Source organism: Agrobacterium sp. ST15.13.013 (genome assembly GCF_027956525.1).
Lineage (GTDB): Bacteria > Pseudomonadota > Alphaproteobacteria > Rhizobiales > Rhizobiaceae > Agrobacterium > Agrobacterium salinitolerans.
This window is the reverse complement of sequence record NZ_JAQKGP010000004.1, coordinates 219,820-243,032: the sequence shown is the minus strand read 5'-3', so window position 1 is coordinate 243,032 and position 23,213 is coordinate 219,820. Positions and strand designations below refer to the sequence as shown.

General features: G+C 59.6%; 24 protein-coding genes. 9 read left to right on the top strand and 15 right to left on the bottom strand.

All coding sequences use genetic code 11. The features are described from left to right. Positions 1–6 precede the first annotated feature (6 nt). Complete coding sequence (locus tag PL597_RS06565) at positions 7–384, bottom strand: hypothetical protein (protein ID WP_080791464.1); 378 nt, start codon at positions 382–384, stop codon at positions 7–9. A 271-nt stretch (positions 385–655) separates the two neighbouring features. Between PL597_RS06565 and argB the strand changes: the two genes are divergently transcribed. Continuing rightward, positions 656–1,540, top strand: a complete 885-nt coding sequence (argB, locus tag PL597_RS06560) for an acetylglutamate kinase (protein WP_003503698.1) — start codon at positions 656–658, stop codon at positions 1,538–1,540. Between the two features lie 46 nt (positions 1,541–1,586). On the opposite strand, the gene PL597_RS06555 is transcribed toward argB, so the two are convergent. Then, the gene (locus tag PL597_RS06555; RefSeq protein ID WP_137409701.1) at positions 1,587–2,504 is read right to left on the bottom strand and encodes a DMT family transporter; all 918 of its coding nucleotides are present in this window, start codon (positions 2,502–2,504) and stop codon (positions 1,587–1,589) included. A 106-nt stretch (positions 2,505–2,610) separates the two neighbouring features. Between PL597_RS06555 and PL597_RS06550 the strand changes: the two genes are divergently transcribed. Both PL597_RS06550 and PL597_RS06545 read left to right on the top strand, forming a co-directional pair. Continuing rightward, positions 2,611–3,324: a pyrimidine 5'-nucleotidase gene (locus PL597_RS06550; protein WP_077984441.1), complete on the top strand. Its 714-nt coding sequence runs from the start codon at positions 2,611–2,613 to the stop codon at positions 3,322–3,324. A gap of 100 nt (positions 3,325–3,424) precedes the next feature. After that, a complete protein-coding gene (locus PL597_RS06545) occupies positions 3,425–4,033 on the top strand; it encodes an EF-hand domain-containing protein (RefSeq protein WP_142912646.1) in 609 nt (202 codons plus the stop codon). A 40-nt stretch (positions 4,034–4,073) separates the two neighbouring features. Here PL597_RS06545 and PL597_RS06540 read toward each other — a convergent pair whose 3' ends face one another. Together PL597_RS06540 and PL597_RS06535 are read right to left on the bottom strand one after the other, a co-directional pair. Continuing rightward, on the bottom strand, positions 4,074–4,331 hold the full coding sequence (locus tag PL597_RS06540; protein WP_003520040.1) for a DUF1150 family protein: 258 nt from the start codon (positions 4,329–4,331) through the stop codon (positions 4,074–4,076). A gap of 56 nt (positions 4,332–4,387) precedes the next feature. Continuing rightward, positions 4,388–4,813, bottom strand: a complete 426-nt coding sequence (locus PL597_RS06535; RefSeq protein WP_137409699.1) for an Hsp20 family protein — start codon at positions 4,811–4,813, stop codon at positions 4,388–4,390. 206 nt (positions 4,814–5,019) lie between these two features. Here PL597_RS06535 and PL597_RS06530 point away from each other — a divergent pair, with 206 nt between their 5' ends. Then, entirely contained in the window at positions 5,020–5,964 is a 945-nt protein-coding gene (locus PL597_RS06530; RefSeq protein ID WP_077984438.1) for a nucleoside hydrolase, read from the top strand. 71 nt (positions 5,965–6,035) lie between these two features. On the opposite strand, the gene PL597_RS06525 is transcribed toward PL597_RS06530, so the two are convergent. Beyond that, positions 6,036–8,363, bottom strand: coding sequence for a methyl-accepting chemotaxis protein (locus PL597_RS06525; protein ID WP_077984476.1), 2,328 nt, complete (start codon positions 8,361–8,363; stop codon positions 6,036–6,038). A gap of 167 nt (positions 8,364–8,530) precedes the next feature. Further along, the gene (locus tag PL597_RS06520) at positions 8,531–9,391 is read right to left on the bottom strand and encodes an LOG family protein (protein ID WP_271364790.1); all 861 of its coding nucleotides are present in this window, start codon (positions 9,389–9,391) and stop codon (positions 8,531–8,533) included. Between the two features lie 145 nt (positions 9,392–9,536). On the opposite strand from PL597_RS06520, the gene dapD reads away from it, so the two are divergent. From dapD to PL597_RS06505, 3 genes are read left to right on the top strand one after another with little or no spacing between them, the layout of a single operon-like run. Beyond that, on the top strand, positions 9,537–10,391 hold the full coding sequence (gene dapD, locus PL597_RS06515; protein ID WP_059759385.1) for a 2,3,4,5-tetrahydropyridine-2,6-dicarboxylate N-succinyltransferase: 855 nt from the start codon (positions 9,537–9,539) through the stop codon (positions 10,389–10,391). Between the two features lie 14 nt (positions 10,392–10,405). Further along, complete coding sequence (gene dapE / locus PL597_RS06510) at positions 10,406–11,602, top strand: succinyl-diaminopimelate desuccinylase (RefSeq protein WP_271364789.1); 1,197 nt, start codon at positions 10,406–10,408, stop codon at positions 11,600–11,602. After that, positions 11,586–12,182, top strand: coding sequence for a hypothetical protein (locus PL597_RS06505; RefSeq protein ID WP_271364788.1), 597 nt, complete (start codon positions 11,586–11,588; stop codon positions 12,180–12,182). Before dapE ends, PL597_RS06505 begins: the two co-directional genes overlap by 17 nt. Before the next feature lie 19 nt (positions 12,183–12,201). Here the strand turns inward: PL597_RS06505 and truA are convergent, their stop codons facing one another. The 3 genes from truA to def are packed head-to-tail and all read right to left on the bottom strand — an operon-like array spanning position 12,202 to position 14,495. After that, positions 12,202–13,002, bottom strand: a complete 801-nt coding sequence (truA, locus tag PL597_RS06500) for a tRNA pseudouridine(38-40) synthase TruA (protein WP_077984434.1) — start codon at positions 13,000–13,002, stop codon at positions 12,202–12,204. Beyond that, positions 13,002–13,937, bottom strand: a complete 936-nt coding sequence (gene fmt / locus PL597_RS06495) for a methionyl-tRNA formyltransferase (protein WP_271364787.1) — start codon at positions 13,935–13,937, stop codon at positions 13,002–13,004. The genes truA and fmt overlap by 1 nt, the downstream gene beginning before the upstream one ends. Positions 13,938–13,982: 45 nt before the next feature. Further along, on the bottom strand, positions 13,983–14,495 hold the full coding sequence (def, locus tag PL597_RS06490; protein WP_271364786.1) for a peptide deformylase: 513 nt from the start codon (positions 14,493–14,495) through the stop codon (positions 13,983–13,985). 148 nt (positions 14,496–14,643) lie between these two features. Between def and PL597_RS06485 the strand changes: the two genes are divergently transcribed. Both PL597_RS06485 and PL597_RS06480 read left to right on the top strand, forming a co-directional pair. Beyond that, complete coding sequence (locus tag PL597_RS06485; protein WP_271364785.1) at positions 14,644–15,837, top strand: DNA recombination protein RmuC; 1,194 nt, start codon at positions 14,644–14,646, stop codon at positions 15,835–15,837. Between the two features lie 54 nt (positions 15,838–15,891). Beyond that, positions 15,892–16,791, top strand: a complete 900-nt coding sequence (locus tag PL597_RS06480; RefSeq protein ID WP_271364784.1) for a ribokinase — start codon at positions 15,892–15,894, stop codon at positions 16,789–16,791. 63 nt (positions 16,792–16,854) lie between these two features. Here PL597_RS06480 and trmB read toward each other — a convergent pair whose 3' ends face one another. The 6 genes from trmB to ybeY all read right to left on the bottom strand — a co-directional run bounded on the left by trmB (position 16,855) and on the right by ybeY (position 23,208). Beyond that, on the bottom strand, positions 16,855–17,553 hold the full coding sequence (gene trmB, locus PL597_RS06475) for a tRNA (guanosine(46)-N7)-methyltransferase TrmB (protein ID WP_127756775.1): 699 nt from the start codon (positions 17,551–17,553) through the stop codon (positions 16,855–16,857). A 169-nt stretch (positions 17,554–17,722) separates the two neighbouring features. Further along, positions 17,723–18,985: a methionine adenosyltransferase gene (gene metK, locus PL597_RS06470; RefSeq protein WP_173987995.1), complete on the bottom strand. Its 1,263-nt coding sequence runs from the start codon at positions 18,983–18,985 to the stop codon at positions 17,723–17,725. Positions 18,986–19,175: 190 nt separating this feature from the next. After that, a complete protein-coding gene (locus PL597_RS06465; RefSeq protein ID WP_077984475.1) occupies positions 19,176–19,595 on the bottom strand; it encodes a helix-turn-helix domain-containing protein in 420 nt (139 codons plus the stop codon). A 139-nt stretch (positions 19,596–19,734) separates the two neighbouring features. Beyond that, on the bottom strand, positions 19,735–21,318 hold the full coding sequence (gene lnt, locus PL597_RS06460) for an apolipoprotein N-acyltransferase (RefSeq protein WP_271364783.1): 1,584 nt from the start codon (positions 21,316–21,318) through the stop codon (positions 19,735–19,737). 222 nt (positions 21,319–21,540) lie between these two features. Then, positions 21,541–22,686: a hemolysin family protein gene (locus tag PL597_RS06455; RefSeq protein WP_077984427.1), complete on the bottom strand. Its 1,146-nt coding sequence runs from the start codon at positions 22,684–22,686 to the stop codon at positions 21,541–21,543. A gap of 15 nt (positions 22,687–22,701) precedes the next feature. Continuing rightward, positions 22,702–23,208 carry an rRNA maturation RNase YbeY gene (gene ybeY / locus PL597_RS06450; protein ID WP_137409694.1) on the bottom strand — a complete coding sequence of 169 codons (507 nt, stop codon included), beginning with the start codon at positions 23,206–23,208 and terminating at the stop codon, positions 22,702–22,704. Positions 23,209–23,213 lie beyond the last annotated feature (5 nt).

Sequence of the window (23,213 nt, the reverse complement as noted above, 5' to 3'; positions counted from 1 at the left end):
TGCCTCTCAGGCGATGGTGAAAAGCAGAACGGCGGTCCAGAGCATCGCCGTTAACGCCAGAAGGCGCCAGAAGCGCACGGAATGCCAGACCTCCGAAAATATGGCTGCGAACATGCTGCCGCCCCGTAGCGGCTGGCCCCTGAATGGCAGGCCGGAGCGGCTCGGGTCCCGTTCCAGCAGTGCGGCGACGGTTGCGTTTTCGCGATATTCGGTTTCCGCCAGATTGTCCCGCCAGCGCCTGACCATGGCCGCGAACTGGCGGTCGCGTTTGACGCGCTTGGCAAGCTCCGCCATGCTTTCCGGCGGCAGCGCACCCAGCACATATTCGCCCGCAAGCACTTCATCCTGCAAGCCGCTTTGCTTGTCTCGATCGGGTGCCGTCATGTAGTTTCTCGCTCCTCGGTCGTTCAGGTCAGCATCGCTCCCGCGGCGCGCGACATCACCTGTCACCCTGAATTAACCCCTCCCCTTTTCGGTGTAAGGCTGGTCCCATTGGACCTTTATGTCAATCTCATTACGGGGCCGGGACAGCCAAAAAAAAGAAATTTGACCGTTGCCGACACAATAAGGCCAGGAGGTTATTTCATCCGTCAAAGACTTGCTTTAGAGCGGTGGCAGGCTTTCAACGGCCGCAACCACAGACCGAGGTTTTTAGATGACGTCTTCCGAAAGCGAAACTCAGGCGCGGCTGCTCGCACAGGCTCTGCCTTTCATGCAGAAATACGAGAACAAGACCATCGTGGTGAAATATGGCGGTCACGCCATGGGGGATTCCACGCTCGGCAAGGCTTTCGCGGAAGACATCGCCCTGCTGAAGCAATCGGGCATTAACCCCATCGTTGTGCATGGCGGCGGCCCGCAGATCGGCGCGATGCTGACCAAGATGGGCATCGAATCGAAATTCGAGGGCGGTCTGCGCGTCACCGACGCCAAGACGGTCGAGATCGTCGAAATGGTCCTGGCCGGCTCGATCAACAAGGAAATCGTCGCCCTCATCAACCAGACGGGCGAATGGGCGATCGGCCTGTGCGGCAAGGACGGCAACATGGTCTTTGCCGAAAAGGCGAAAAAGACCGTCATCGATCCTGACAGCAATATCGAACGTGTGCTCGATCTCGGCTTCGTCGGCGAAGTCACCGAAGTCGACCGCACCCTGCTCGACCTGCTCGCCAAGTCGGAAATGATCCCGGTGATCGCCCCGGTCGCGCCCGGCCGCGATGGCGCCACCTACAATATCAATGCCGATACCTTTGCCGGCGCGATTGCGGGTGCGCTTCACGCCTCGCGTCTGCTGTTTCTCACCGACGTTCCCGGCGTTCTCGACAAGAACAAGGAACTCATCAAGGAACTCACCGTCTCGCAGGCGCGTGCGCTTATCAAGGACGGCACGATTTCCGGCGGTATGATCCCGAAGGTCGAGACCTGCATCGACGCCATCAAGGCCGGTGTTCAAGGCGTTGTGATCCTCAACGGCAAGACGCCCCACTCCGTCCTTCTGGAAATCTTCACGGAAGGCGCCGGCACGCTCATCGTGCCCTGATGTGCTTCAGGTGGCGGACGGCAAGCCTGTCCGCCACAACTGACATTCAGCCGAATGCCAAAAGCGACAGCACACCCACGACAATCAGCAGGCAGCCGGACAGTTCGAGCCGGTTGATCTTCTCCTTGAAGAAAAGCACGGTCGAGGCGAAGGCGAAGAGCATCTCCACCTGCGCCAATGCCTTCACCACGGCGGCCTGCTGCAGGGTCATCGCCGTGAACCAGCCGAACGAGGCCGTTGCGCCCACGAAACCGACCGCAAGCGACGGTTTCCACACCTTGGCGATGCGCCGCAACTCTTCCCGCTCGCGCCAGACGATCCACAGGAACATCGACACCGTCTGCATGACGATGACGACAACCAGAGTAAAGCCCGCCTGCATCATCGCATCCGGAGTGGGAAGGCTCGGCGCAAGCGCGAGCGACGCCGACCGGTAAGCGACTGATGACAGGCCGAAGAAAGCGCCCGAGGCAAGACCGATACCCGCTGTCCGGCTGAAGATCGAGGTGAAGAAGGAAGCGGGCGTGACTTCCGTGCGCGCCACCGAAATTAGCATGACGCCGGCGACCGAGATGGCGATGGCCGCCAATGTGCCGCCATTGACGCTTTCCCCGATGAAAATAAGCGCGAACAGTGCCGCCTGCGCCGGTTCTGTGCGGGAATAGGCCGTTCCAACCGCGAAATTGCGGAAGGAGAACAGGTGCACGAGCAGGAAGGTGGCGGCAATCTGCGCCATGGCGCCGACCGTCGCCCACACGGCAAAGGACATGTTCGGCACCGGCAGAGGGCGACCGAGCCCGAAATGCAGGAAAGCAAGATAAGCGAGAGCGAAAGGCATGCCGAACACGAAGCGCACGAAGGTCGCGCCCGTGGTGCCCATCATGCCTTTGAGGTGCTTTTGCAGGGTCGAGCGCAGGTTCTGCAGGAACGCGCTTGCGAAAGTGATACCAATCCAGAGTTCCATGGCTTTGCCGGTATCATGCGCGGGAGCCCGCAGCCAAGCCCGATTTTCTGATCAATCGTCGTCTTTTCGATTTTCTTCGGCCTTCGAAACAGGCATAAAGCAGCCCATGGACACAAAGCCGAAAAACCTGCCCGAAGCCGCCGATTTCGCCCATGTGAGCGAATGGGTCTTCGATCTCGACAACACGCTCTATCCGCATCACATCAATCTGTTTTCGCAGATCGACCGTAACATGACGGCCTATGTGGCGGAGCTTCTGAAGCTCGATCCCGACGAGGCGCGGGCGCTGCAGAAGCGCTATTATCACGACCACGGCACGACGCTTCAGGGCCTGATGATCCATTACGGCATCAGCCCGGACGAGTTTTTGGAACGTGCCCATGCCATCGACTATTCGGCGCTGAAACCGCATCCGGAACTTGGCGAGGCGATCAAAGCTCTGCCGGGCCGCAAATTCATCCTTACCAACGGCAGCGTCAAACATGCGCAGGCCGCCGCCGGTGCGCTTGGCATTCTCGATCATTTCGAGGATATTTTCGATATCGTCGCCGCCGGCTATCTGCCGAAACCGGCCAGCGCGACCTATGAGAAGTTCGCGGCGCTTGCGAAGCTCGACACGCAAAAAGCCGCCATGTTCGAGGATTTACCCCGCAATCTCGCGGCGCCCAAGGCGCTTGGCATGAAGACCGTCCTGCTCGTCCCCGCCAATCTCGAGGGTGTCGTCATGGAACGCTGGGAAATCCCGGCCGTCACGGATGCGCATATCGACTACATCACCGACGATCTGACCGGCTTCCTGACGAAAACCATCGCAGGCTGAGCAGCGAACATTACCGAAGCTTCATACACCTTACCGATGTTTAAGTGGTGGGGCTTGCTGGACGTCACTATCTTCTCTTCAGGGACACCAAAGAAAGGTAATGACGATGACCACACGTAAAATCGCCCTGTCTGCTCTTGGCGCAGCCCTTGTGCTCAGCACGGCCGCAACGGCAAGTTTCGCCGCACCCGGCAAAGGCCATAAGGATCGCATGCCAATCCGCCAGGAAGCCGCCTTCGTTCACCTCTTAAAGGTTGCGGATGCCAACAAGGACGGCAAGATTTCCAAGGAAGAATTCGCCGCCCGTCAGGACGCGCTCTTCACCGAGATCGACAAGGACAAGGACGGCTCGATCACGCCGAAGGAAATGCGTGAGTATCGCCAGGCGAAAATGGAAGCTTTCCGCGCCGCCAACCCCCGTCCCGAGCGTGAGGAGGCCAAAGCCGAAGACGGCAAGGGCCCCGAGGGCAAGCGCGCCGAAAGACATGCCGAGCGCGAACATGGCGGCCGTTTCGGCCATCAGGGATGGGGCAAGCATGGCGGCAAGGGCGCAGGTTTCGCGCTGATCCGCTGGGCCGATACCGACGAGAACGGTCAGGTCAGCAAGGCCGAATTCACCGCCGCCGGCGAAAAGATGTTTGAACGGCTGGACAAGAACAAGGACGGCGTCATCTCCATCGACGACATGCCGGACCGCCCGTTCCTTTAACCCGCGAAAGAAAAGCCCGCTCAAAAGCGGGCTTTTTTCTTCAATGCAGGCTGACGGTCTGGAGATCGTCTTCGGCAGCCTTGAAAAACGTACTGGACCGGTTGTCCGTCAGGAGGATCGGCGTACCATCTGCACCGAACAGCGCCCAAAGGTCCAACTGCGGATCGAGATCGGGCGCTTCCGGGAAACAGCGGCTGACGTCTTCCGCGCGAATCTTGCGGATATATCCCACTTCTCCTTCGCCGATATGGGCGAGCTGGGATTGGGTGAGACGCGCATGCGCTTCTTTCAACAGCATATTTCAGCCTCCTTCTTCACGCCGAGCGATTCGTGTCGGATTCCGGCGTTCATGGTCTACTCTGAGACGGAAATATTAATTTTCTTCACCACGTTTGAAATTTCCGGCCGGACCAGATCGATGGAAAGAAGGCCGTTGCGCAGGCGCGCCTCCCTGACCTGCATGCCGTCGGCAAGCACGAAGACCCGCTGGAACTGGCGCGCCGCGATTCCGCGATAAAGAAAATCGCGCTTCTCCTGTTCCTGCTGGCGGCCGCGGATGACAAGCTGGTTATCGGCCGTCGTGACATCCAGATCGTCCTGCGAAAAACCGGCAACCGCGATGGTAATCCTCAGGCGCTCGGGCACGTCATCGTTGCCGGGCAGACGCTCTATGTTATAGGGAGGATAGCCGTCATTGGCCTTCGCCATGCGCTCCAGCGTTTTTTCCATGGCATCAAAACCCAGCAAAAGCGGGTGGGTGAATGGCGTCATGCGGCTCATGTCTCTTTTGTCCTTGCAACCAAGCGACGTTTCGCGGCCCCGCTTCCGGCAGCCTTGCCGGTCAATCGCACCGACCCTTGCAATATGGGAAGCACAACCGCAATACGCAAGACGCGGCGACGAGCAAAGGGGATACCGGGGAATGAGGCTTGACAAGTGAGCACCCGCCGCTCGAAAAAAGCGCTCATCTCAACGGCGGGCAAGACATGGCAGAACGCAGAAAAATCATTATCGACACCGATCCGGGCCAGGACGACGCGGCGGCAATCATGCTCGCTTTTGGGAGCCCTGACGAAATCGACATTCTCGGGCTGTGCGCTGTTGCCGGCAACGTTCCGCTGAAACTGACCAGCCGCAACATCCGCATCATCTGCGAATTGTGCGGCCGCACCGATATTCCCGTCTATGAGGGCGCGGAGAAGCCGCTGGTGCGCAAGCCCATCACCGCCGAGCATGTTCACGGCAGCACCGGCCTCAACGGCCCGGTTCTCGATGAGCCGACCATGGAAGCGCAAAAGCAGCATGCGGTCGATTTCATCATTGAAACGCTGATGCGCGAACCCGCCGGCACCGTAACGCTCTGCACGCTCGGCGCGCTGACCAACGTGGCGCTGGCGCTCCTGAAGGCCCCGGAAATCGCCGATCGCGTCAAGGAGCTGGTGATGATGGGCGGTGGCTTCTTCGAGGGCGGCAACATCACACCGGCGGCGGAATTCAACATCTATGTCGACCCGCAGGCCGCCGATATCGTCTTCCGCTCCGGCATGCCGATCGTCATGATGCCGCTCGACGTCACCCATCAGTTGCTGACGACCAAGGCTCGGGTCAGCCGCATTCGCGACATTGGCACGCGGCCGGCCATCGCCATGGCTGAAATGCTGGAATTCTTCGAACGTTTCGACATTGAGAAGTACGGTTCGGATGGCGGTCCGCTGCATGACCCGAGCGTCATTGCCTATCTCATCAAGCCCGAGTTGTTCGAAGGTCGCGAATGCAATGTCGAAATCGAGGTCCATTCCGAGCTGACCATGGGCATGACAGTGGTGGACTGGTGGAATGTTACCGAACGGCCCGCCAATGCCCGTGTGATGCGCAAGGTGGACGCCGACGGCTTCTTCGAATTACTGACGGAACGTTTCGCCCGTCTGTGACGGAATACGAACACCAAAAAGGGCCGCTGGTATCCCCAGCGGCCCTTTTTATTTGAAGTCAGGAAGGCCTGTCAGAACTCCGTCCAGTCATCCTGCGCCAGCGCGTTTGCACCGCTGGTTCTCGGACGGGCGCGAGGAGCCGCAGCCTGCGCCCTTGCCGGAGCGGCGGGGGCGCGCATTGCCGCCGCCGTGGCGCGCAGTTGCTGGCTGGAATGACCGCCGGAAACGGAGAAACCGGCCACGAGCGACTTCAGCGTTTCGGCTTCGCTGTTCAGCGTCACGCTGGCCGCCGTGGTTTCTTCCACCATCGCCGCATTCTGCTGGGTAACCTGATCCATCTGCGTGACAGCGGAATTGATCTCTTTAAGGCCTACCGCCTGCTCGCTGGCGGAGGCGGAAATCTGCCGTATCAACTGGTTGATCTGCAGAACCTGATCGGCGATCTTTTTCATCGTCGCACCGGCCTTGCCGACCAGTTGGACGCCCTCGTCCACCTGGGTGGCCGAGGTGTTGATGAGGCCCTTGATCTCCTTGGCCGCGGTGGCGGACCGCTGCGCCAGTTCGCGCACCTCCTGTGCTACGACGGCAAAGCCCTTGCCGGCATCACCGGCGCGCGCGGCTTCCACACCCGCATTCAGCGCCAGAAGGTTGGTCTGGAAGGCGATCTCGTCGATAACGCCGATGATGCGGGAGATTTCGGCAGAGGATTGCGCGATGCCTTCCATGGAGTTCACGGCCTGCTGCACGACTTCACCCGATTTGCCCGCATCGTCGCAGGCATGGCTGACGGCTCCGGCCGCCTCTGCGGCGTTTTCCGCGCTGGAATTCACCTGCGCGGTCAGCTCATTGAGGGCGGCGGCGGTTTCTTCCAGGCTTGCGGCCTGCTGTTCCGTGCGGTGCGAAAGATCGCTGGCTGCGCGGGTGATCTCGCCGGTGCCGTTCCCGATGCTGACGACGGTTGCGTTGACCGTGGAAACGGTTTCCTCGAGGCTGGCGAGCGCCGAGTTGAAGTCCTCGCGCAGCTTCGCATATTCGCCGGGGAACTCGTCTTCGATACGGTAGGTGAGATTGCCCTGCGAAAGCGCATTGAGGCCAGCACCCAGCACGCCGACAATGTGCTGCTGCATGCGGCTGTTTTCAGTACGCTCGGATTCCGAGCGCTGGCGCGCCGTTTCCGCGTGACCACGCTGGGCCTCGGCTTCGGCCTCCATCTCGCGGATACCGGCAAGCTTCGCGCGGAAACCTTCAAGTGCAGTAGCCACCGCACCCGTCTCATCCCGGCGCTCCTGTCCGGAAACCGGTACATCGTAGCGACCGTCGCTCAGCGTCCTGACGTCGGAAACCAGCGAGGCAAGCGGATTGCGGACGAAATGGCGCACGGCGAAATAAAGCGCAGTGATGACGGCAGCGAGAATGACGATCGCACCGATGATCATCATGTAGGTCTGTTCCTGAACCGGTGCGTTCAGGGCCTGATGGGGAATATCCACCAGCACCACCCAGGTCGCGTTGAGGCCCGGAACGGCGAAGGGATAGACGAGACGGTTATAGGGCGCGTCCGTATCGAGGCCGAGATTTTCAATGAGGCCCTGTTTGCCGGAGGTAATCGCCGCCTGCACGGTGCTCGCACCGTCTCCGTCGTAAGCCTTCATGTTCTGCTCGGGCGTCGGCGGCACCAGCCACTGGCCGCCCTGCGAAACGAGCGTTACGCGGCCGGTTTCGAAAGGATGCAGCGCCTGCAGCTTCTGCGACAGCGAGGCCAGCGAGATATCGACACCCGCCACACCAATCATCTTGCCGTCCGACATGACCGGATAGGCAAGCGAGGTCATGGTTGTGGGTACTTCCGTGCCTTCGGCGAGATAAGGCTGGGTAATGGCGCCCTTGCCGGATTTGGCGGCGAGCGCATACCATTCCGCCGCATAATCGTTCTTGAAGGTCGAAAACTGGATGTCGCCCTTCTGGGTCTTCGACCAATAGGGGGCAAACGCGCCGTTTTCATTGGTGCCAAGATCGAGCCTGCCCGCAATCTCCGTGCTCTGTCCATCAAAAAGGCCGAGCTGCTCGCAAAACCAGCTTCCGAAAGCAAAAGTATTCTGCTCGACATTGGCCTTGAGGATGTTGACGATGCCGGGCCGGTCCATCGATTTCGCCTGATGCGCGCGGCCGATGACGCCGGCCATGGAGCGTGCGGCGCTGCCGAGTTCGCCCACATCGGCGGCGATCACATTGGCGATAGCGCGCGCTTCGGTATTGGCCTGATCCATGGTCAGCGCGTGCACGCGCTCACTCGTCTGGGAAATGAGAAAGGAATTCGATGCAACGAGAACCGTGGTGATGGCGCAGCCGGTTACGAGGATCAGCTTCGTCGCAAGCGACTTCACTTGGAAATTGAACATTTTGGCCTCGATCAAATCGCCCGCCCGAAGAAGGCTGACGTCAACGGATGATAAATCTCCGTCATGGAGGCCCGTCCGCAGGGGACAGTGCGCTGCAGCGCGACGAGGTGAAATTAGAAGAAGATTGCTAATTAAACCCTAAAATTACTTCGCCGCGCCAAGCATAATCAGTGTTCGTAGTGGGCCGAGATGAGTTTCCATGCATCTTCGGCCGTTTCGGCGAAATGCAGCAAATTCATATCATCCGGTGCAATGGTGCCGAAATCCGCCAGGAATTTGAAATTGATTACCGATCGCCAGAATTTCTCACCGAACAGGACGAGCGGAATGGGCTCCATGCGCTTCGTCTGGATAAGCGTCAACGTTTCGAAGAGCTCATCAAGCGTGCCGAAACCGCCGGGAAAGATCACCACCGCTTTCGCCCGCATCAGGAAATGCATCTTGCGAATGGCGAAATAGTGGAAGTTGAAGCTCAGCTCCGGTGTTACATAGGGGTTCGGCGCCTGCTCGTGCGGCAGGACGATGTTGAGGCCTATAGACGGGCCGCCGGCATCGGCAGCGCCGCGATTACCCGCTTCCATGACACCGGGACCGCCGCCGGTGACCACGACATATTCGAGGTGATCTGATTTCGCGGCATAATCGGTGCAGAGACGGGCAAATTTGCGCGCCTCGTCGTAATAAACTGAGGATTGCTCCAGATTGCGCTTCTGCGTCTCGTTGCGCGCCGCCCAGGCCTCGCCGCCGGGTTCAGGAATACGGGCGCCGCCGAACATGACGACGGTGGATTTGATGCCCCGCTCGGCCAGCGCCATTTCTGTCTTCAGAAGTTCTAGCTGAAGCCTGACGGGACGCAGTTCCTCGCGGCAGAGAAAATCCATGTCCGCATAGGCAAGCCGGTAGGACGGGGAATCCGACTGTGGCGTCCTGGGAATGACCTCGGCCTGCTGCTTGTCCGCAGAGCTGCGCTTCAACGGGTCCCATACCCCGTCCTTGCGCCGCAATTTGCCGTTTTTCAGTCGTGTCATTTCCATGCCTTTCGTCTGACGCGCCAAATCATCCAAATCACATTGACGCCTTTCCAACACTCCCTTAGATCAAATGACCAAAGCCTTCCAGCGGCGCGGGACCATCCGTGACCACGAACACCACGCGACATTCAAGGAATTTTCCATGAGCCTTACGGATCTAACCTCCCTCGAAACCATCATCGAAACCGCATTCGACAACCGCGATGGTGTGAACGTATCGACGAAGGGCGAGGTTCGCGATGCCGTGGACACATCTCTTCAACTTCTCGACAGCGGCAAGGCGCGCGTGGCCGAAAAGCAGGCTGACGGAAACTGGAAGGTGAACCAGTGGCTGAAAAAGGCCGTGCTTCTGTCCTTCCGCCTGAACGACATGGAAATCGTGACCGGCGGACCGGGCGAATCCACCTGGTGGGACAAAGTGCCGTCGAAGTTCGAAAACTGGGGTGAAAACCAGTTCCGCGCCGCCGGTTTCCGCGCCGTGCCGAACGCCGTCGTGCGCCGCTCTGCCTATGTCGCCAAAAACGTCGTTCTGATGCCGTCCTTCGTCAATCTCGGCGCCTATGTCGATGAAGGTACGATGGTCGATACCTGGGCAACGGTCGGCTCCTGCGCGCAGATTGGCAAGAATGTGCATCTTTCGGGCGGCGTCGGCATCGGCGGCGTTCTGGAACCCTTGCAGGCGGGCCCGACGATCATCGAGGACAATTGCTTCATCGGCGCCCGTTCGGAAGTCGTCGAAGGCTGCATCGTGCGTGAAGGCGCGGTTCTCGGTATGGGCGTCTTCATCGGCAAGTCCACCAAGATCGTGGACCGCGCCACCGGCGAGATCACCTATGGCGAAGTGCCACCCTATTCCGTCGTCGTTGCCGGCACCATGCCGGGCAAGCCTTTCCCGAACGGCGAACCGGGCCCAAGCCTCTATTGCGCCGTGATCGTCAAGCGCGTCGATGAAAAGACCCGTTCCAAGACCGGCATCAACGAGCTTCTGCGCGACTGATAAAAGCTGATACCATGACCACGACCGATCCCGTTGCCAATCTCGCCGCCCTCATCCGTTGCCCTTCGGTAACGCCTGCGGAAGGCGGCGCGCTTTCCCTGCTCGACACCCTGCTTTCGCCGCTCGGCTTTAAGGTGGACAGGATGGTGGCGAGCGAGGCGGGAACGCCTGACGTGGAAAACCTCTATGCACGGCTCGGCACCGAAGGTCCGCATCTGATGTTTGCGGGCCATACGGATGTCGTTCCCGTGGGTGATGAGGCCGCATGGAGCCATCCGCCCTTTTCGGCAGACATCGCCGGTGGGGAAATGTACGGTCGCGGTGCGGTGGACATGAAAGGCGGCATCGCCTGTTTCGTGGCGGCCATTGCCCGCCATATCGAAAAACACGGCAAGCCGGACGGCTCCGTTTCTTTCCTGATTACAGGCGATGAGGAAGGCCCGTCGATCAACGGCACTTCCAAGCTGCTGGAATGGGCAGCCGCCAGAGGCGAGACATGGGACGCCTGTGTCGTGGGCGAGCCGACCAATCCCGACCAGTTGGGCGACATGATCAAGATCGGCCGCCGGGGTTCGCTCTCGGGCCGAATCACGGTCCACGGCGTTCAAGGCCACGCCGCCTATCCGCATCTCGCCGACAACCCCATTCGCGGTCTTTTGCAGCTTACCCATGCGTTGATGCATCCGGCTTTCGATCACGGCACGGATGATTTCCAGCCTTCCAATCTGGAAGTGACGACCGTCGATACCGGCAATGCCGCCACCAATGTCATCCCGGCGCGGGCGACGGCGGCCTTCAACATTCGTTTCAACGACAGCTGGACGGCAGAGAGCCTGCGGGCGGAAATCATCCGCCGCCTCGATGCCGCCGCAGCCGAAGGCGAGCTTCGCCCCGACCGGGCTCCGGTCAAATATGAGATCGTCTGGGCGGACCGTCCGAGCCATGTTTTCCTGACGCGCAACAATGCGCTCATCTCATCGCTGTCAGGTGCGGTGGAAGCCGTGACAGGCAAAGAACCGAAGCTTTCGACCACGGGCGGCACCTCGGATGCGCGCTTCATCAAGGATTATTGCCCTGTCGTGGAATTTGGCCTTGTCGGGCAGACCATGCATATGGTCGACGAGCGCGTGGCCGTTGCCGATCTCGAGATGCTGACACGCATTTACGAGACCTTTATCGAACGCTGGTTCGCCCATGCCGACGGCAAGTGAAGTAAGGCTCTATCTGACAGGCCTGTGGCTTCTGCTGCTCGGCGATCATAATGGCGCGCGGTATCTCGATCTCTCCGAGCGCGGCATGTGGCGGTCCTTCTATTCAGCGCTGTGGTGCCTGCCGGCCATGCTGGTTTCCTGGCTGTGGCTGCGTGCCGCCTTTCTCGCCAGCTATCCGCCCGGAACCGGAACGGGCTTCATCTTCTTCTTCCGCCTGGCCATGGTCGAGGCCATCTGCTGGATCGTGCCGCTGCTGTTGATCGGCATGCTGCTCTACGCCTTTGGCGCCCGGGAAAAATTCGCGCCGCTCGTCACCACCGTGAACTGGCTGTCGCTGCCCTTTTCTTATGCCTATGCGGTTCTCATCCTGATCGCATTCTTCCTGCCGCCGCTGCAGGGGTTGATCGCCATTCTCTGGCTGGCACTGCTTCTGTCGCTGGTCTTCGCTTTTTCGCGGATCGTCAGATTTTTCATCCGCGACCAGTCGCTGCTCGTCTCGGCCGTCGTCATGACGCTGCTGGTGCCCGCCATGTTGCTGTCGGAAGCATTGCAGCGTTTTCTCGGCGTATATCCGGCCTGAGAGGCAGTGAGGCTTCAGGTCAGTCCGCGTCTTCCGTCACTTCGACTTCGGGGCGGCGGCGCGGCGGAATGACATCGGGATAATCGACCTGCATGAAATAAAGACCGTCCGGCGGCGCAACGGGACCGCAGGCCTTGCGATCTCGTGCCTCCAGCGCGGCACGCACATCATCAGGCGTCATAGTGCCTTCACCTGCCATCTTCAGCGTGCCGGCGAAGGAGCGTATCTGATTATGCAGGAAGCTTTGCGCGGTCGCGCGGATTTCGATGAGGTCGCCGTTGCGGGTCACGTCCAGCCGGTCGAGCGTGCGGACCGGGCTGTTTGCCTGGCAATGGACCGAACGGAAGGTCGTGAAATCATGCCGGCCGACCAGCATCTGTGCGGCTTCATGCATGCGCTCGTGGTCCATATCCTTCGATACCCACCATGCCCGCTTGTGCTCCAGCGCCAGCCGGGATTTGCGACAGATGATGCGATAGAGATAATGGCGGCGCAGCGCTGAAAAACGGGCGTCGAAATCCTCGGTCACGGCGGCGGCATCGAGCACGGCCACGGCCTCACCCGCCATGGCGAGATGCGCGTTCAAGGCATTGCGGAGCTTGTAGGGTTCCCAATCGCGGGAAAGATCGATGTGGGCGACCTGTCCAACGGCATGCACGCCGGAATCGGTGCGGCCGGCACCGCGAATGGAGACGCTCTCTCCCGTCAACGAGCGAACCGCAGCCTCCAGCGCGCCCTGAACCGAGGGGCCGTTATCCTGTCTCTGCCAGCCGTAATAAGGCGTGCCGTCATATTCGACGGTCATGCGGAAACGTGGCATCAGCCGAGCCTCGTTGCGGTCGGAACCGGTGTGCCACGCACGAAATCGGCCGCCGACATCGGCTTGCCACCCGCCTTCTGCAAACGGGTGAGCCGCACGGCGCCGCTACCGCAGGCAATGGTCAGAGCATCGTCGAGCGCTGCGCCCGCTTCTCCCATTCCGCTTGCCAGTTCGGAGGCCAGAACCTTCACGCGTTCGGGTTTGCCGCCGATATTCATCTCCAGCCATGCGCCGGGAAACGGCGAAAGCCCGCGAATGTGGTTATGGACATCCTGTGCGGGCCTTGAAAAATCGATATGGGTCTCGCCCTTGTCGATCTTCGCGGCGTAGAGCACGCCCTCTTCCGCCTGCGTGACGAGGGGCAGGTCGCCTGCCTCCAGCTTGTCCATCGCCTGCCGCATCAACCGCGCACCCGCCAGCATCAGGCTGTCATGCAGTTCGCCCGCCGTCATATTCTCGTCGATCGCGACCTTTGCGGTGAGCGCGACGGGGCCGGTATCGAGCCCCTTTTCCATTTTCATCACCATCATACCGGTTTCGGCATCGCCGGCCATGATCGCCCTCTGGATGGGGGCAGCCCCGCGCCAGCGCGGCAGCAGGGAGGCGTGACCATTATAACAGCCGAGACGCGTGCCGGAGAGGATCGCTTCAGGCAAAAGCAGACCGTAAGCGACGACGACGGCTACATCGGCGTTGAAATCCCGGAAATGCTGGCGGTCTTCCTCGGCCTTGAAGTTTACGGGCGTCAGCACCGACAGCCCCAGCAAGTCGGCTGCCTGATGGACCGACGACTTCTGCAAATCGAGACCACGGCGGCCGCCGGGACGCGGCGGCTGGGTGTAGACGGCAACGATCTCGTGGCCCGCATCCACCAGTACACGCAATGTGGGAACGGAAAAATCCGGCGTGCCCATAAAAATGATGCGAAGAGCCATCGTCGCCCCCTTCCCTGTCGTCCACTCCAGCCCAAAGAGGACGGATCAGATCTTTGCGCGGGCCGCTTTCGTGAATTTCTTGATGACCATGTCGCGTTTGAGCCGCGAAATATGGTCGATGAAGAGAACGCCGTTGAGGTGGTCGATCTCATGCTGCAAACAGGTCGCGAGCAGACCGTCCGCCTCGACCGTCTGCTGCTTGCCGTCACGGCCGACATATTGCACGGTGAGCGACGCTGGGCGCTCCACCTCGGCATAATAATCGGGGATGGAGAGGCAGCCTTCCTCATAGGCCGAGACATCGTCCGACACTTTGAGGATTTCCGGATTGATGAAAACGACCGGAGCCTTTTCTTCACCTTCGCGTGCCACGTCGATCACCAGCATGCGGCGCGGCACGCCGATCTGAATGGCGGCGAGGCCGATACCCGGCGCATCATACATGGTTTCGAGCATATCGTCGGCAAGGCGCAGCACCTCAGCATCCACCTGTTCGATGGGCTTGGATTGCTGACGCAGCACGGGATCGGGCAAAATGATAAGCGGTTTGATGGTCATGGCTTCCCATAACGTATCTCTTGCGCGGAGGAAATAAAAAACACGAGGTTCAAACCGCCTCCGGCATGTGCCCCGCCTGACTCATTTCTGCCGCAGGAATGTTCTTGTTTTGATCTTACGAATCATTGGAAATCTGTTAGATTTGGCCATGAGCATAGACTTTTCAGTTCTCCTTCAACCCGCGCTGCGGGCCGGCTCCGTCGATATCAGCTTCGGTGCGCTTCTCGCTGCCGCGGTTTTCGGCCTCGCCGTGGCGTGGCTTGTGACGGCAAACCGGTCGAAAAAGGCTGGAGCTGACGGTGAAATTTCCGATCTCCTGAAAACACAGTCCGAACTGCACGGGCGGATCGCGGCCATGGCGGAAACGCTTGGCACGCGCCAGACCGAGATGAGCCAGACGCTGAACCAGCGCCTCGACGGCATGTCGCAGCGCCTTGGTGAAACGCTCACCGAGCAGACCCGGTCGACCCATGAAAATCTGAGCCGCCTTCAGGAGCGCCTCGCTGTCATCGATGCCGCGCAAGGCAATATTCAGGATCTGGCAAAAGACGTTGTCGGGCTTCAAGCCATTCTTTCCAACAAGCAGACACGCGGCGCTTTCGGACAGGCGCGCATGGAAACGTTGATCGCCGATGCGCTTCCCGCCGGGGCCTTCCAGCTTCAGCCGACGCTTTCCAACGGCTACCGGCCCGACTGTATCATCAAGATGCCGAACAATGCCCCGGCACTGGTCATCGACGCTAAGTTTCCGCTGGAGGCATGGAATGCAATCAAGGCGGACGAGACGCCCGAAACCAAACGCGCCGCGGTTCAACAGTTCCGCCGCGATATGGAAGTGCATATTCGTGATGTGGCCGAGAAATACCTCATCCGCGGCGAGACACAGGATACGGCCTTCATCTTCGTGCCCTCCGAATCGATCTTCGCCGATATTCACCAGCATTTCGAATATCTGGTGCAGCGCGCCCATCGCGCCCGGGTCGTCATCGTTTCGCCGTCGCTCTTGATGCTGTCTGTGCAGGTCATCCAGTCCGTGCTCAAGGATCAGCGCATGCGTGAGCAGGCGCATCTCATTCAGGGCGAGGTCGCCCTTCTGATGGACGATGTGCGGCGGCTGGACGACAGGACGCGCAAGCTGCAGGCCCATTTCGGGCTGGCCCAGAAAGACGTCGACATGATGCTGATCTCCTCCGACAAGGTGCTGGCGCGTGGCCAGAAGATCGAAGGCCTCGATTTTTTGCCGATGGAAAAAGAGGCTTCGCATGGAGAAATCGAGCAGGCCCGGCGCTTTGCGGAAAACCGGGCCGGTGCGGCGAAATTGCGGGTAGTTGACGACGAGTGATCGTCTCGGGCAAAGTCGCCGCCTTGCTCAAATTTCATACGGACCCAGCGCCCCATGATTACTGTTTTCGGTTCCATCAACATGGACCTCGTCGCCACCGCCAAACGCCTGCCCAAGCCCGGTGAAACCGTGACCGGTGAGACATTCTCCACCGCCGCCGGCGGCAAGGGAGCCAATCAGGCGCTGGCCGCACGGCGTGCAGGCGCCACGGTGAAGATGGCGGGTGCTGCGGGCGATGACACCTTTGCCGCACCGGCGCTGACCTTGCTGCGCGACGCCGGCACTGATCTCTCACTGGTGAAGACCACGCCCGGCCCTACGGGGACGGCAGTGATCCTTATCGGCGAAGGCGGGGAAAACATGATCTCGGTCATTCCCGCCGCCAATGGTGAAGTCTCCGCATCCGACGCCGCGAAAGCCCTGGCTGAAATGTCGGCGGGTGATATCTTGATGTTGCAGTTTGAGATACCCGCGTCCGCTATCGAAGCGGCGCTGACGGCTGCGAAGGCAAAGCGCGTCACCACCGTCATCAATACTGCGCCACTGACCGCGGATGGACCGCGCCTTGCGGGCCTTGCCGATATTGTCATCGCCAACGAAACCGAGTTCGAATTGCTGGTCGGAAAGAACGGCCTTTCCGCTTCTGAGCGGGAAAATGAACTGAAAAACCTGCACGACAGGACCGGCCAGACATTGATCGTAACGCTTGGCGCCGATGGCGTGATCGCCATGCGCAACGGCAAGGTTTTCCGGGCTTCCGGCCTCAAGATCGAGCCGGTCGATACGGTCGGTGCGGGCGATACTTTCTGCGGTTATCTTGCCGCCAGCCTCGATCAGGGCATGGATTTCGAAAAGGCGCTGAAGCGCGCCGCTGTCGCAGGCTCGCTCGCCTGCACCCGCGCCGGCGCGCAGCCTTCCATTCCGCTTGCAGCGGAAGTGGATGCGGCTCTCTGAGGGATATTTTCGTTAGCGCATTTTCCGGACGTAAAACCGCTGCGCAATTTTACTGGAAATGCTTTAGCGACGGATGAAAGTGAGATAGGCCGAGCTGCGGCCTTCTCTTTTCGCCTTGTTCTCGTAGCGCGTGCCCGGCCAGTTGGCATAGGGCGTGCGCCAGTCGTCAGCGCTCGCCGCCGTCCATTCGAAGCCGCCATGGCGGGCGCAATGCTGCAGCGTCCAGTTGACGTAAGTATCGATATCCGACGCAAAGCAGAACTTGCCGCCGGGCTTCAACACACGATGGAAACGGGCAAGATTGACGTCGGAGACAAAACGGCGCTTCCAGTGCTTCTTCTTCGGCCACGGATCGGGATAAAGCAGATCGATGTGATCGATCGATCCCTCGGGCAACCAGTCGAGCAACTGCGTCGCATCATCGTCGTAAAGGCGGATATTCATCAGCTCGCGTTCGCGGACCGTGGCGAGCAGCTTGGCCATGGAGTTGACGAAGGGCTCGACGCCGATGAAACCCGTCTCCGGGTTTTCAACCGCGCGGTGAGCGAGATGCTCGCCGCCGCCGAAACCAATCTCCAGACGGATCGACCGCACATCCGCGGGAAAAAGAGCGGCAAGATTTTGCGGCGGGGCGCTTTCCAGATCGATTTTCAGCAAAGGCAACAGGTTCTCGATTGTATCGACCTGCTGATTGCGCAGAGGCTTGCCCTTGCGTCTGCCAAAAAACGCTTCCGTCGCGCGCGAACGCCGTTCTTCCGTCATCTCATACTCTCAACAACAAATAGATTTAACCCGCACAGCACCACGTTGGGCACTGTGCGGGTTACAAAAGGTGCAGTCGGTATCTCTCAATCGCCGCCGAATGACAAGCTTAGAAAGAGCCGCGCCTTCTCCGGACGTAAAACCGCAACGCAGTTTTACCGGAAATGCTTCAAGCGCTCAGAGCTTCCTTAAGCGGCTTCACCAGATCCAGCTTCTCCCAGGAGAAGGAGCCATCGCGGCCGGCCTTCCGGCCGAAATGGCCATAGGAGGAGGTCTTGGCGTAGATCGGCTTGTTAAGATCGAGATGACGGCGAATGCCCGACGGCGACAGGTCCATGACCTTGCGGATCGCGGCTTCGACCTGATCTTCGCTGACCTTGCCGGTGCCATGCAGATCGACATAGATCGACAGCGGCTGGGCGACGCCGATCGCATAGGAAATCTGGATCGTGCAGCGCTCCGCCAGACCAGCAGCCACGACGTTTTTGGCGAGATAGCGGGCGGCATAAGCGGCGGAACGGTCGACCTTGGTCGTGTCCTTGCCGGAGAATGCGCCGCCGCCATGGGGAGCAGCACCGCCATAGGTGTCGACGATGATCTTGCGGCCAGTCAGGCCGGCATCGCCATCGGGACCGCCGATGACGAACTTGCCCGTCGGGTTGATATACCACTGGCAATCGTCAGCGATCTTCAGGTCACCCAGAGCTTCGCGAATATAGGGTTCGACGACCTCACGCACCTTCTTCGAGTCCCAGCTGGCATCGAGGTGTTGGGTGGACAGAACGATTGACACGGCTTCCGAAGCCTTGCCGTCGACGTAACGAACGGTCACCTGGCTCTTGGCGTCGGGGCCGAGCTTTGCGGCTTCGCCCTCACCGCTCTTACGGGCGGTAGCCAGCAGCTGCAAAATGCGGTGGGAATAATAGATCGGCGCCGGCATCAGGTCCGGCGTTTCCTTGCAGGCGTAACCGAACATGATGCCCTGGTCGCCGGCGCCCTCGTCGCCCTGCTTGTCGGAGGCGTTGTCAACGCCCTGCGCGATATCGGCCGACTGCGGATGCAGCAGAACGTCGATCTTGGCGGTCTTCCAGTGGAAACCATCCTGCTCGTAACCGATGTCGCGGATCGCCTTGCGGGCGGCGGACTTGAACTTGGAAGGGTTGATGACCGGATGACCAGCGGCGTCCTTGACGACCTTGCCGTCCTTGTCCTTTTTGAGAAGCGTATCGGGAACCCGAACCTCACCGGCGATAACGACGCGGTTGGTGGTCGCAAGCGTTTCGCATGCGATGCGCACGGTCCACGGGTCAACGCCCGTCTTGGACGCTTCACGATAGATGAGATCCACGATTTCATCGGAGATACGATCACAAACCTTGTCCGGATGACCCTCAGCCACGGACTCGCTGGTGAACAGATAATTGGCACGCATGCGGGATTCCCCTCAAAGAACGGTCTTGGAGTTTGTTAGTCATTTCGGCCGTGAAAAACAAGGACACAACCACATAAATATATCTTTATGTGAGAATTCCTTTCTAATCGCGCACAAAAAAACGGTCCTTGCGGACCGTTGAGTGCCCGGCATCCCGTGCCGGAAATTTTCTGCGTCGCGCGGGCTGCGCTTACTCGGCGTCACCCTCAGCGGCGAGCGCCTTGACGAGATCGACGAGACGGCGGCGAACCTTCGGATCGGCGATCTTCACGAAGGCGCGGTTCAGCTGCAGACCTTCAGCCGAGGACAGAAAGTCGACCACGTAATTGGAGCTAGAGGCTTCTGCCATACCGGTCGTGCCACCGGCCTGATCGCCGGGTGCATCCTCGAAGAAAAAGGAAACGGGCACATTGAGAATACCGGAAATATTCTGGAGGCGGCTGGCGCCAACGCGGTTCGTGCCTTTTTCATATTTCTGGATTTGCTGAAAGGTAATTCCGAGGCTTTCGCCAAGCTTTTCCTGACTCATGCCCAGCATGGTTCTGCGAAGGCGAATTCGGCTTCCGACATGAATGTCGATCGGGTTAGGCTTTTTCTTATTCTCGGTCATCATGCGGTCCTGACACTCGGAAAGGGTTGATATCTCGCTTCATTACATTTCGAAGAAATGAGTCGGCAATTCGACAGCGTCTAAACTTGTTTTACGACTGACGTATTCACTATGCAATTACAGGGGTTCCCGGTCAATTCTAGCGCCGAGCGAAACTCAAGGCGGGAAATACCGCAACGATCATCAAGATAGAAAAAATCAACCAGAAATACGTCCGATCTGTGTCGTAAGTAAATGCGTCGTTTGACCCACCACTCAAAGTGGCGTCAACAATTCCCACCCGACCGTAATCGAGCCCCGCAATAATGCGGCCATAGGGGTCTATGACGGCTGAAATCCCGGTATTGGCGCCGCGAATCACCGGCACGCCCGTCTCAACGGCCCGGACTCTCGCCTGCAGAAAATGCTGATAGGGGCCAGGCGTATCACCGAACCAGCCATCATTGGTCACATTCAGGATGGCGGCCGAGCCGGCTAGCCCCGGCGTCATCTCACCCGGGAAAATGATCTCGTAACAGATGAGAGGATAGAAGGTCTTACCCGAAGGAAGCGTGAGCGGCGTGCGCGAGGAAGCGGCGGAAAAACCTCCCGGCAAAGCGATGACATTGTCGATGCCGAATTCCCGCAGGATACCTTCAAAGGGAACGTATTCGCCAAAGGGGGTCAGATGCACCTTGTCGGTCGCGCCGATGATCTCGCCCTGGCTGTCGATCGCATAGACCGAATTGTAATAACGCGGCGGACGGCCTGCACCCTGATCTTCCATTCTGACGGCGCCGGTGAACAGCACCTGCCCATCCTCCAGCGTTTTGGCGATTTCCGCCAAAGCATCCGGATTTTGCGTCAGAATGAACGGCACGGAGGTTTCCGGCCAGACGATGATATCAGGGCGCTTTTTCCCTTCGCCCGGCGGCAGAGCCGAGAGCCGCAGATGCTCGCCGAAAATCTCCGCCCTGTCCGCGTTCAGCATCTTGCGTGACTGATCGATGGAAGGCTGCACAATCCGAACGGTCAGTGCGTCTGCGGGCACCTCCGCCGGCGTCTGGAGACGGTAAAAGCCATACCCGAAATGGCCGGCCAGCAGCAGACCCGCCACAGCGAGACCCGGCCACATGCCTTTTTTCGTGCCTATCAGTGCGGGCGAGGCGAAGATGAAAACCGCAAGCGTCGTTATGCTGAAAAGGCCAAGCAGATGCACCGATTGCATCATGATCGGGACGGGCATGATGCCGTAGCCAATCGCGTTCCAGGGAAAGCCGGTGGCCAGGAAGCTGCGCAGCCATTCTGAAAAACCGAACGCGGCAGCAAGTGCAGCGATACGGCCGAGGCCCTCCGACCAGAGGAGGTTGGCTGCCGCAACCGCAAAACCGTAAAACAATGCCAGAAAAGCGGGGAGGCCAAGAATGGCGAGCGGCAGCGCCCAGGCGAATTCATCGGCCTCCAGCAGAAGAGCATTGCCGAGCCACCATAGGCCCGCCACGAAGTAACCGAGCCCGAAACACCAGCCGATGCCGAAGGCCGGCATGACGCGGCTGAAGAGGCCGCCCCCAGGTTTGCCGGTGCAGCCGTCCACGAGCCAGACAAGTAGGGTGAAAGAGAAAAAGAGCGCCGCGAAAAAGCCGAATGGAGGCAGAGCGAGCGCCCCGACCGCACCTGCAGCAATCGCCATAACTGCGCGGCTCATGCCGCCGGCCAGCATTACCCTGCCTGCAAGACGCTCCATGCCATCTCCGTTTATGCGCGTCGGGAAAAGCCCGCAGCCGACAAGGCCGCGCCGCGGAATTTTCCCTCAGACCCGACGTAAAGGAAAAAAGATTCGCAGTCCACAGGAGGCATGGCGACCGAAGCGCCATATGTTCTTTTCGACGCCGAACACGGCCTTCATAGCTGCCGGATTGAGAGATGTCGAAAAAGGGCGCGACGGGGAAAACCCCGTCGACCTTTCTTAATCGGCATTCTGCTGATGCGTGATGAGGCGAACATCGGGCGCAGGCAGCGCAATCACCTCATTGGCGTCCGCTTCGCCCGGAGCGCGATCATCCTCACCTTCGGAGCCGTGATCCCGGACGATACGAACGCCCTTGATGCGCCTGCTATCGGCATCGAGTATCTGGAACTCGAAACCTGGCACGGCCCGAACCACCTCGCCCTTGGCCGGAATACGGCCGAGCGCGAAGAAGATGAGACCGCCGAGCGTATCTATTTCCTCCAGGTGTTCACGAACATCGAATGCCGGACCGATCGCCTCGGCAAGTTCGGTGAGTTCCGCACGTGCATCCGCGACAAGCACATCGGCGGAAAGACGCGAAAACATCGCCTCGTCCTTGTCGTGCTCGTCATCGATGTCGCCTATGACCATTTCGACGATATCCTCGTGGCTGACGAGACCGTCGGTGCCGCCATATTCATCGATCACCAGCGCAAGCTGGGTTCTCTGGGCCTGCATCGTCTTCAAAAGGTCGGAGGCCAGCATGGAGGGCGGCGCAAAAAGAATTTTGCGAACCAGTCCGGCATCGGCGACCGTCTGCTCCAGATCGACACGTCCCAGGTCGAAATTCGGCCGCGGTGAACGCGGCGCCTTCACCTCACCGAAAGCAACGCTTCGCGAACCGGCCCGGCGTTTGTTGCGGGCCTGCTTGGCGACATAGGCCAGCAGATCGCGAATGTGGATCATGCCCTTCGGGTTATCCAGCGTCTCGTCATAGACAGGCATACGGGAACGCCCGGTTTCCTCGAAGAGGATCAGCGCCTCGCCTATCGTCATATTCTCATCGAGGCCATCAATATCCACGCGAGGGATCATGATGTCTTCGACCCGAACCTCGCGGAAACGCAGGATATTGTTGAGCATAGCCCGTTCTTCGGGCGAAAAGGCCGCACCGATTTCGGTGTCGTCCATCAGCGCGTCGGTCAAATCCTCGCGCAGGCGCTCGCCCTGAGATGGTTTCAACAACCGTGCGATGCGTGACCAGATGGTCGATTTCGGTTTGGCATTGTAGTCCTGACGTAAGTGACTACTGCCCTCCTCCGAAGAGGACTGCTCGCCGTTTTCTCTGCCCTCATTGGCAGGTCGTGCAGAATGTTCGTTCATGGCTCCAGACAATATTTAAAGCGGTTCCTGACCCGCGTAAGGATCAGATAGGCCAAGCACCGCCAAAATGCGAGTCTCAAGCGACTCCATTTCTTCCGCTTCTTCCTCGTCCATATGGTCATAACCGAACAAATGCAGGAACCCATGAACGAGCAGATGGGTCAGATGATCCTCGAAACTCTTCTCAAGTTCAAGGGCTTCGCGCTCAACCGTCTCGCGCGCGATGACGATATCGCCCAGCATGGGGCCCGGCATTCCGCCCGGCTCCAGCGGAAAAGCCGGGAAAGACAGGACATTGGTCGCCTTGTCCTTGTCACGCCATTCGGCGTTGATTTCCCGGATATTTTCGTCGTCGGTGAAGACCAGCGACAGCTCCACTGGCATTTTCGGGAAGGGTTGGTCCTCTTCCCGCTTCAGGAAATCGACCGCCGCATCCAGCACCCTGGTGGCAAAGGCAGCCAAGTCCTCTTCCGAGGACCAGCCTTCGGCCTCGACGCTGATTTGAATATCCAGAACTGTCATCGTCT

What these genes read in the sequence shown, in the direction of transcription:
- PL597_RS06565 (WP_080791464.1), bottom strand. Translation starts at nt 384, where the DNA reads ATGACGGCACCCGATCGAGACAAGCAAAGCGGCTTGCAGGATGAAGTG.
- argB (WP_003503698.1), top strand. Translation starts at nt 656, where the DNA reads ATGACGTCTTCCGAAAGCGAAACTCAGGCGCGGCTGCTCGCACAGGCT.
- PL597_RS06555 (WP_137409701.1), bottom strand. Translation starts at nt 2,504, where the DNA reads ATGGAACTCTGGATTGGTATCACTTTCGCAAGCGCGTTCCTGCAGAAC.
- PL597_RS06550 (WP_077984441.1), top strand. Translation starts at nt 2,611, where the DNA reads ATGGACACAAAGCCGAAAAACCTGCCCGAAGCCGCCGATTTCGCCCAT.
- PL597_RS06545 (WP_142912646.1), top strand. Translation starts at nt 3,425, where the DNA reads ATGACGATGACCACACGTAAAATCGCCCTGTCTGCTCTTGGCGCAGCC.
- PL597_RS06540 (WP_003520040.1), bottom strand. Translation starts at nt 4,331, where the DNA reads ATGCTGTTGAAAGAAGCGCATGCGCGTCTCACCCAATCCCAGCTCGCC.
- PL597_RS06535 (WP_137409699.1), bottom strand. Translation starts at nt 4,813, where the DNA reads ATGAGCCGCATGACGCCATTCACCCACCCGCTTTTGCTGGGTTTTGAT.
- PL597_RS06530 (WP_077984438.1), top strand. Translation starts at nt 5,020, where the DNA reads ATGGCAGAACGCAGAAAAATCATTATCGACACCGATCCGGGCCAGGAC.
- PL597_RS06525 (WP_077984476.1), bottom strand. Translation starts at nt 8,363, where the DNA reads ATGTTCAATTTCCAAGTGAAGTCGCTTGCGACGAAGCTGATCCTCGTA.
- PL597_RS06520 (WP_271364790.1), bottom strand. Translation starts at nt 9,391, where the DNA reads ATGACACGACTGAAAAACGGCAAATTGCGGCGCAAGGACGGGGTATGG.
- dapD (WP_059759385.1), top strand. Translation starts at nt 9,537, where the DNA reads ATGAGCCTTACGGATCTAACCTCCCTCGAAACCATCATCGAAACCGCA.
- dapE (WP_271364789.1), top strand. Translation starts at nt 10,406, where the DNA reads ATGACCACGACCGATCCCGTTGCCAATCTCGCCGCCCTCATCCGTTGC.
- PL597_RS06505 (WP_271364788.1), top strand. Translation starts at nt 11,586, where the DNA reads ATGCCGACGGCAAGTGAAGTAAGGCTCTATCTGACAGGCCTGTGGCTT.
- truA (WP_077984434.1), bottom strand. Translation starts at nt 13,002, where the DNA reads ATGCCACGTTTCCGCATGACCGTCGAATATGACGGCACGCCTTATTAC.
- fmt (WP_271364787.1), bottom strand. Translation starts at nt 13,937, where the DNA reads ATGGCTCTTCGCATCATTTTTATGGGCACGCCGGATTTTTCCGTTCCC.
- def (WP_271364786.1), bottom strand. Translation starts at nt 14,495, where the DNA reads ATGACCATCAAACCGCTTATCATTTTGCCCGATCCCGTGCTGCGTCAG.
- PL597_RS06485 (WP_271364785.1), top strand. Translation starts at nt 14,644, where the DNA reads ATGAGCATAGACTTTTCAGTTCTCCTTCAACCCGCGCTGCGGGCCGGC.
- PL597_RS06480 (WP_271364784.1), top strand. Translation starts at nt 15,892, where the DNA reads ATGATTACTGTTTTCGGTTCCATCAACATGGACCTCGTCGCCACCGCC.
- trmB (WP_127756775.1), bottom strand. Translation starts at nt 17,553, where the DNA reads ATGACGGAAGAACGGCGTTCGCGCGCGACGGAAGCGTTTTTTGGCAGA.
- metK (WP_173987995.1), bottom strand. Translation starts at nt 18,985, where the DNA reads ATGCGTGCCAATTATCTGTTCACCAGCGAGTCCGTGGCTGAGGGTCAT.
- PL597_RS06465 (WP_077984475.1), bottom strand. Translation starts at nt 19,595, where the DNA reads ATGACCGAGAATAAGAAAAAGCCTAACCCGATCGACATTCATGTCGGA.
- lnt (WP_271364783.1), bottom strand. Translation starts at nt 21,318, where the DNA reads ATGGAGCGTCTTGCAGGCAGGGTAATGCTGGCCGGCGGCATGAGCCGC.
- PL597_RS06455 (WP_077984427.1), bottom strand. Translation starts at nt 22,686, where the DNA reads ATGAACGAACATTCTGCACGACCTGCCAATGAGGGCAGAGAAAACGGC.
- ybeY (WP_137409694.1), bottom strand. Translation starts at nt 23,208, where the DNA reads ATGACAGTTCTGGATATTCAAATCAGCGTCGAGGCCGAAGGCTGGTCC.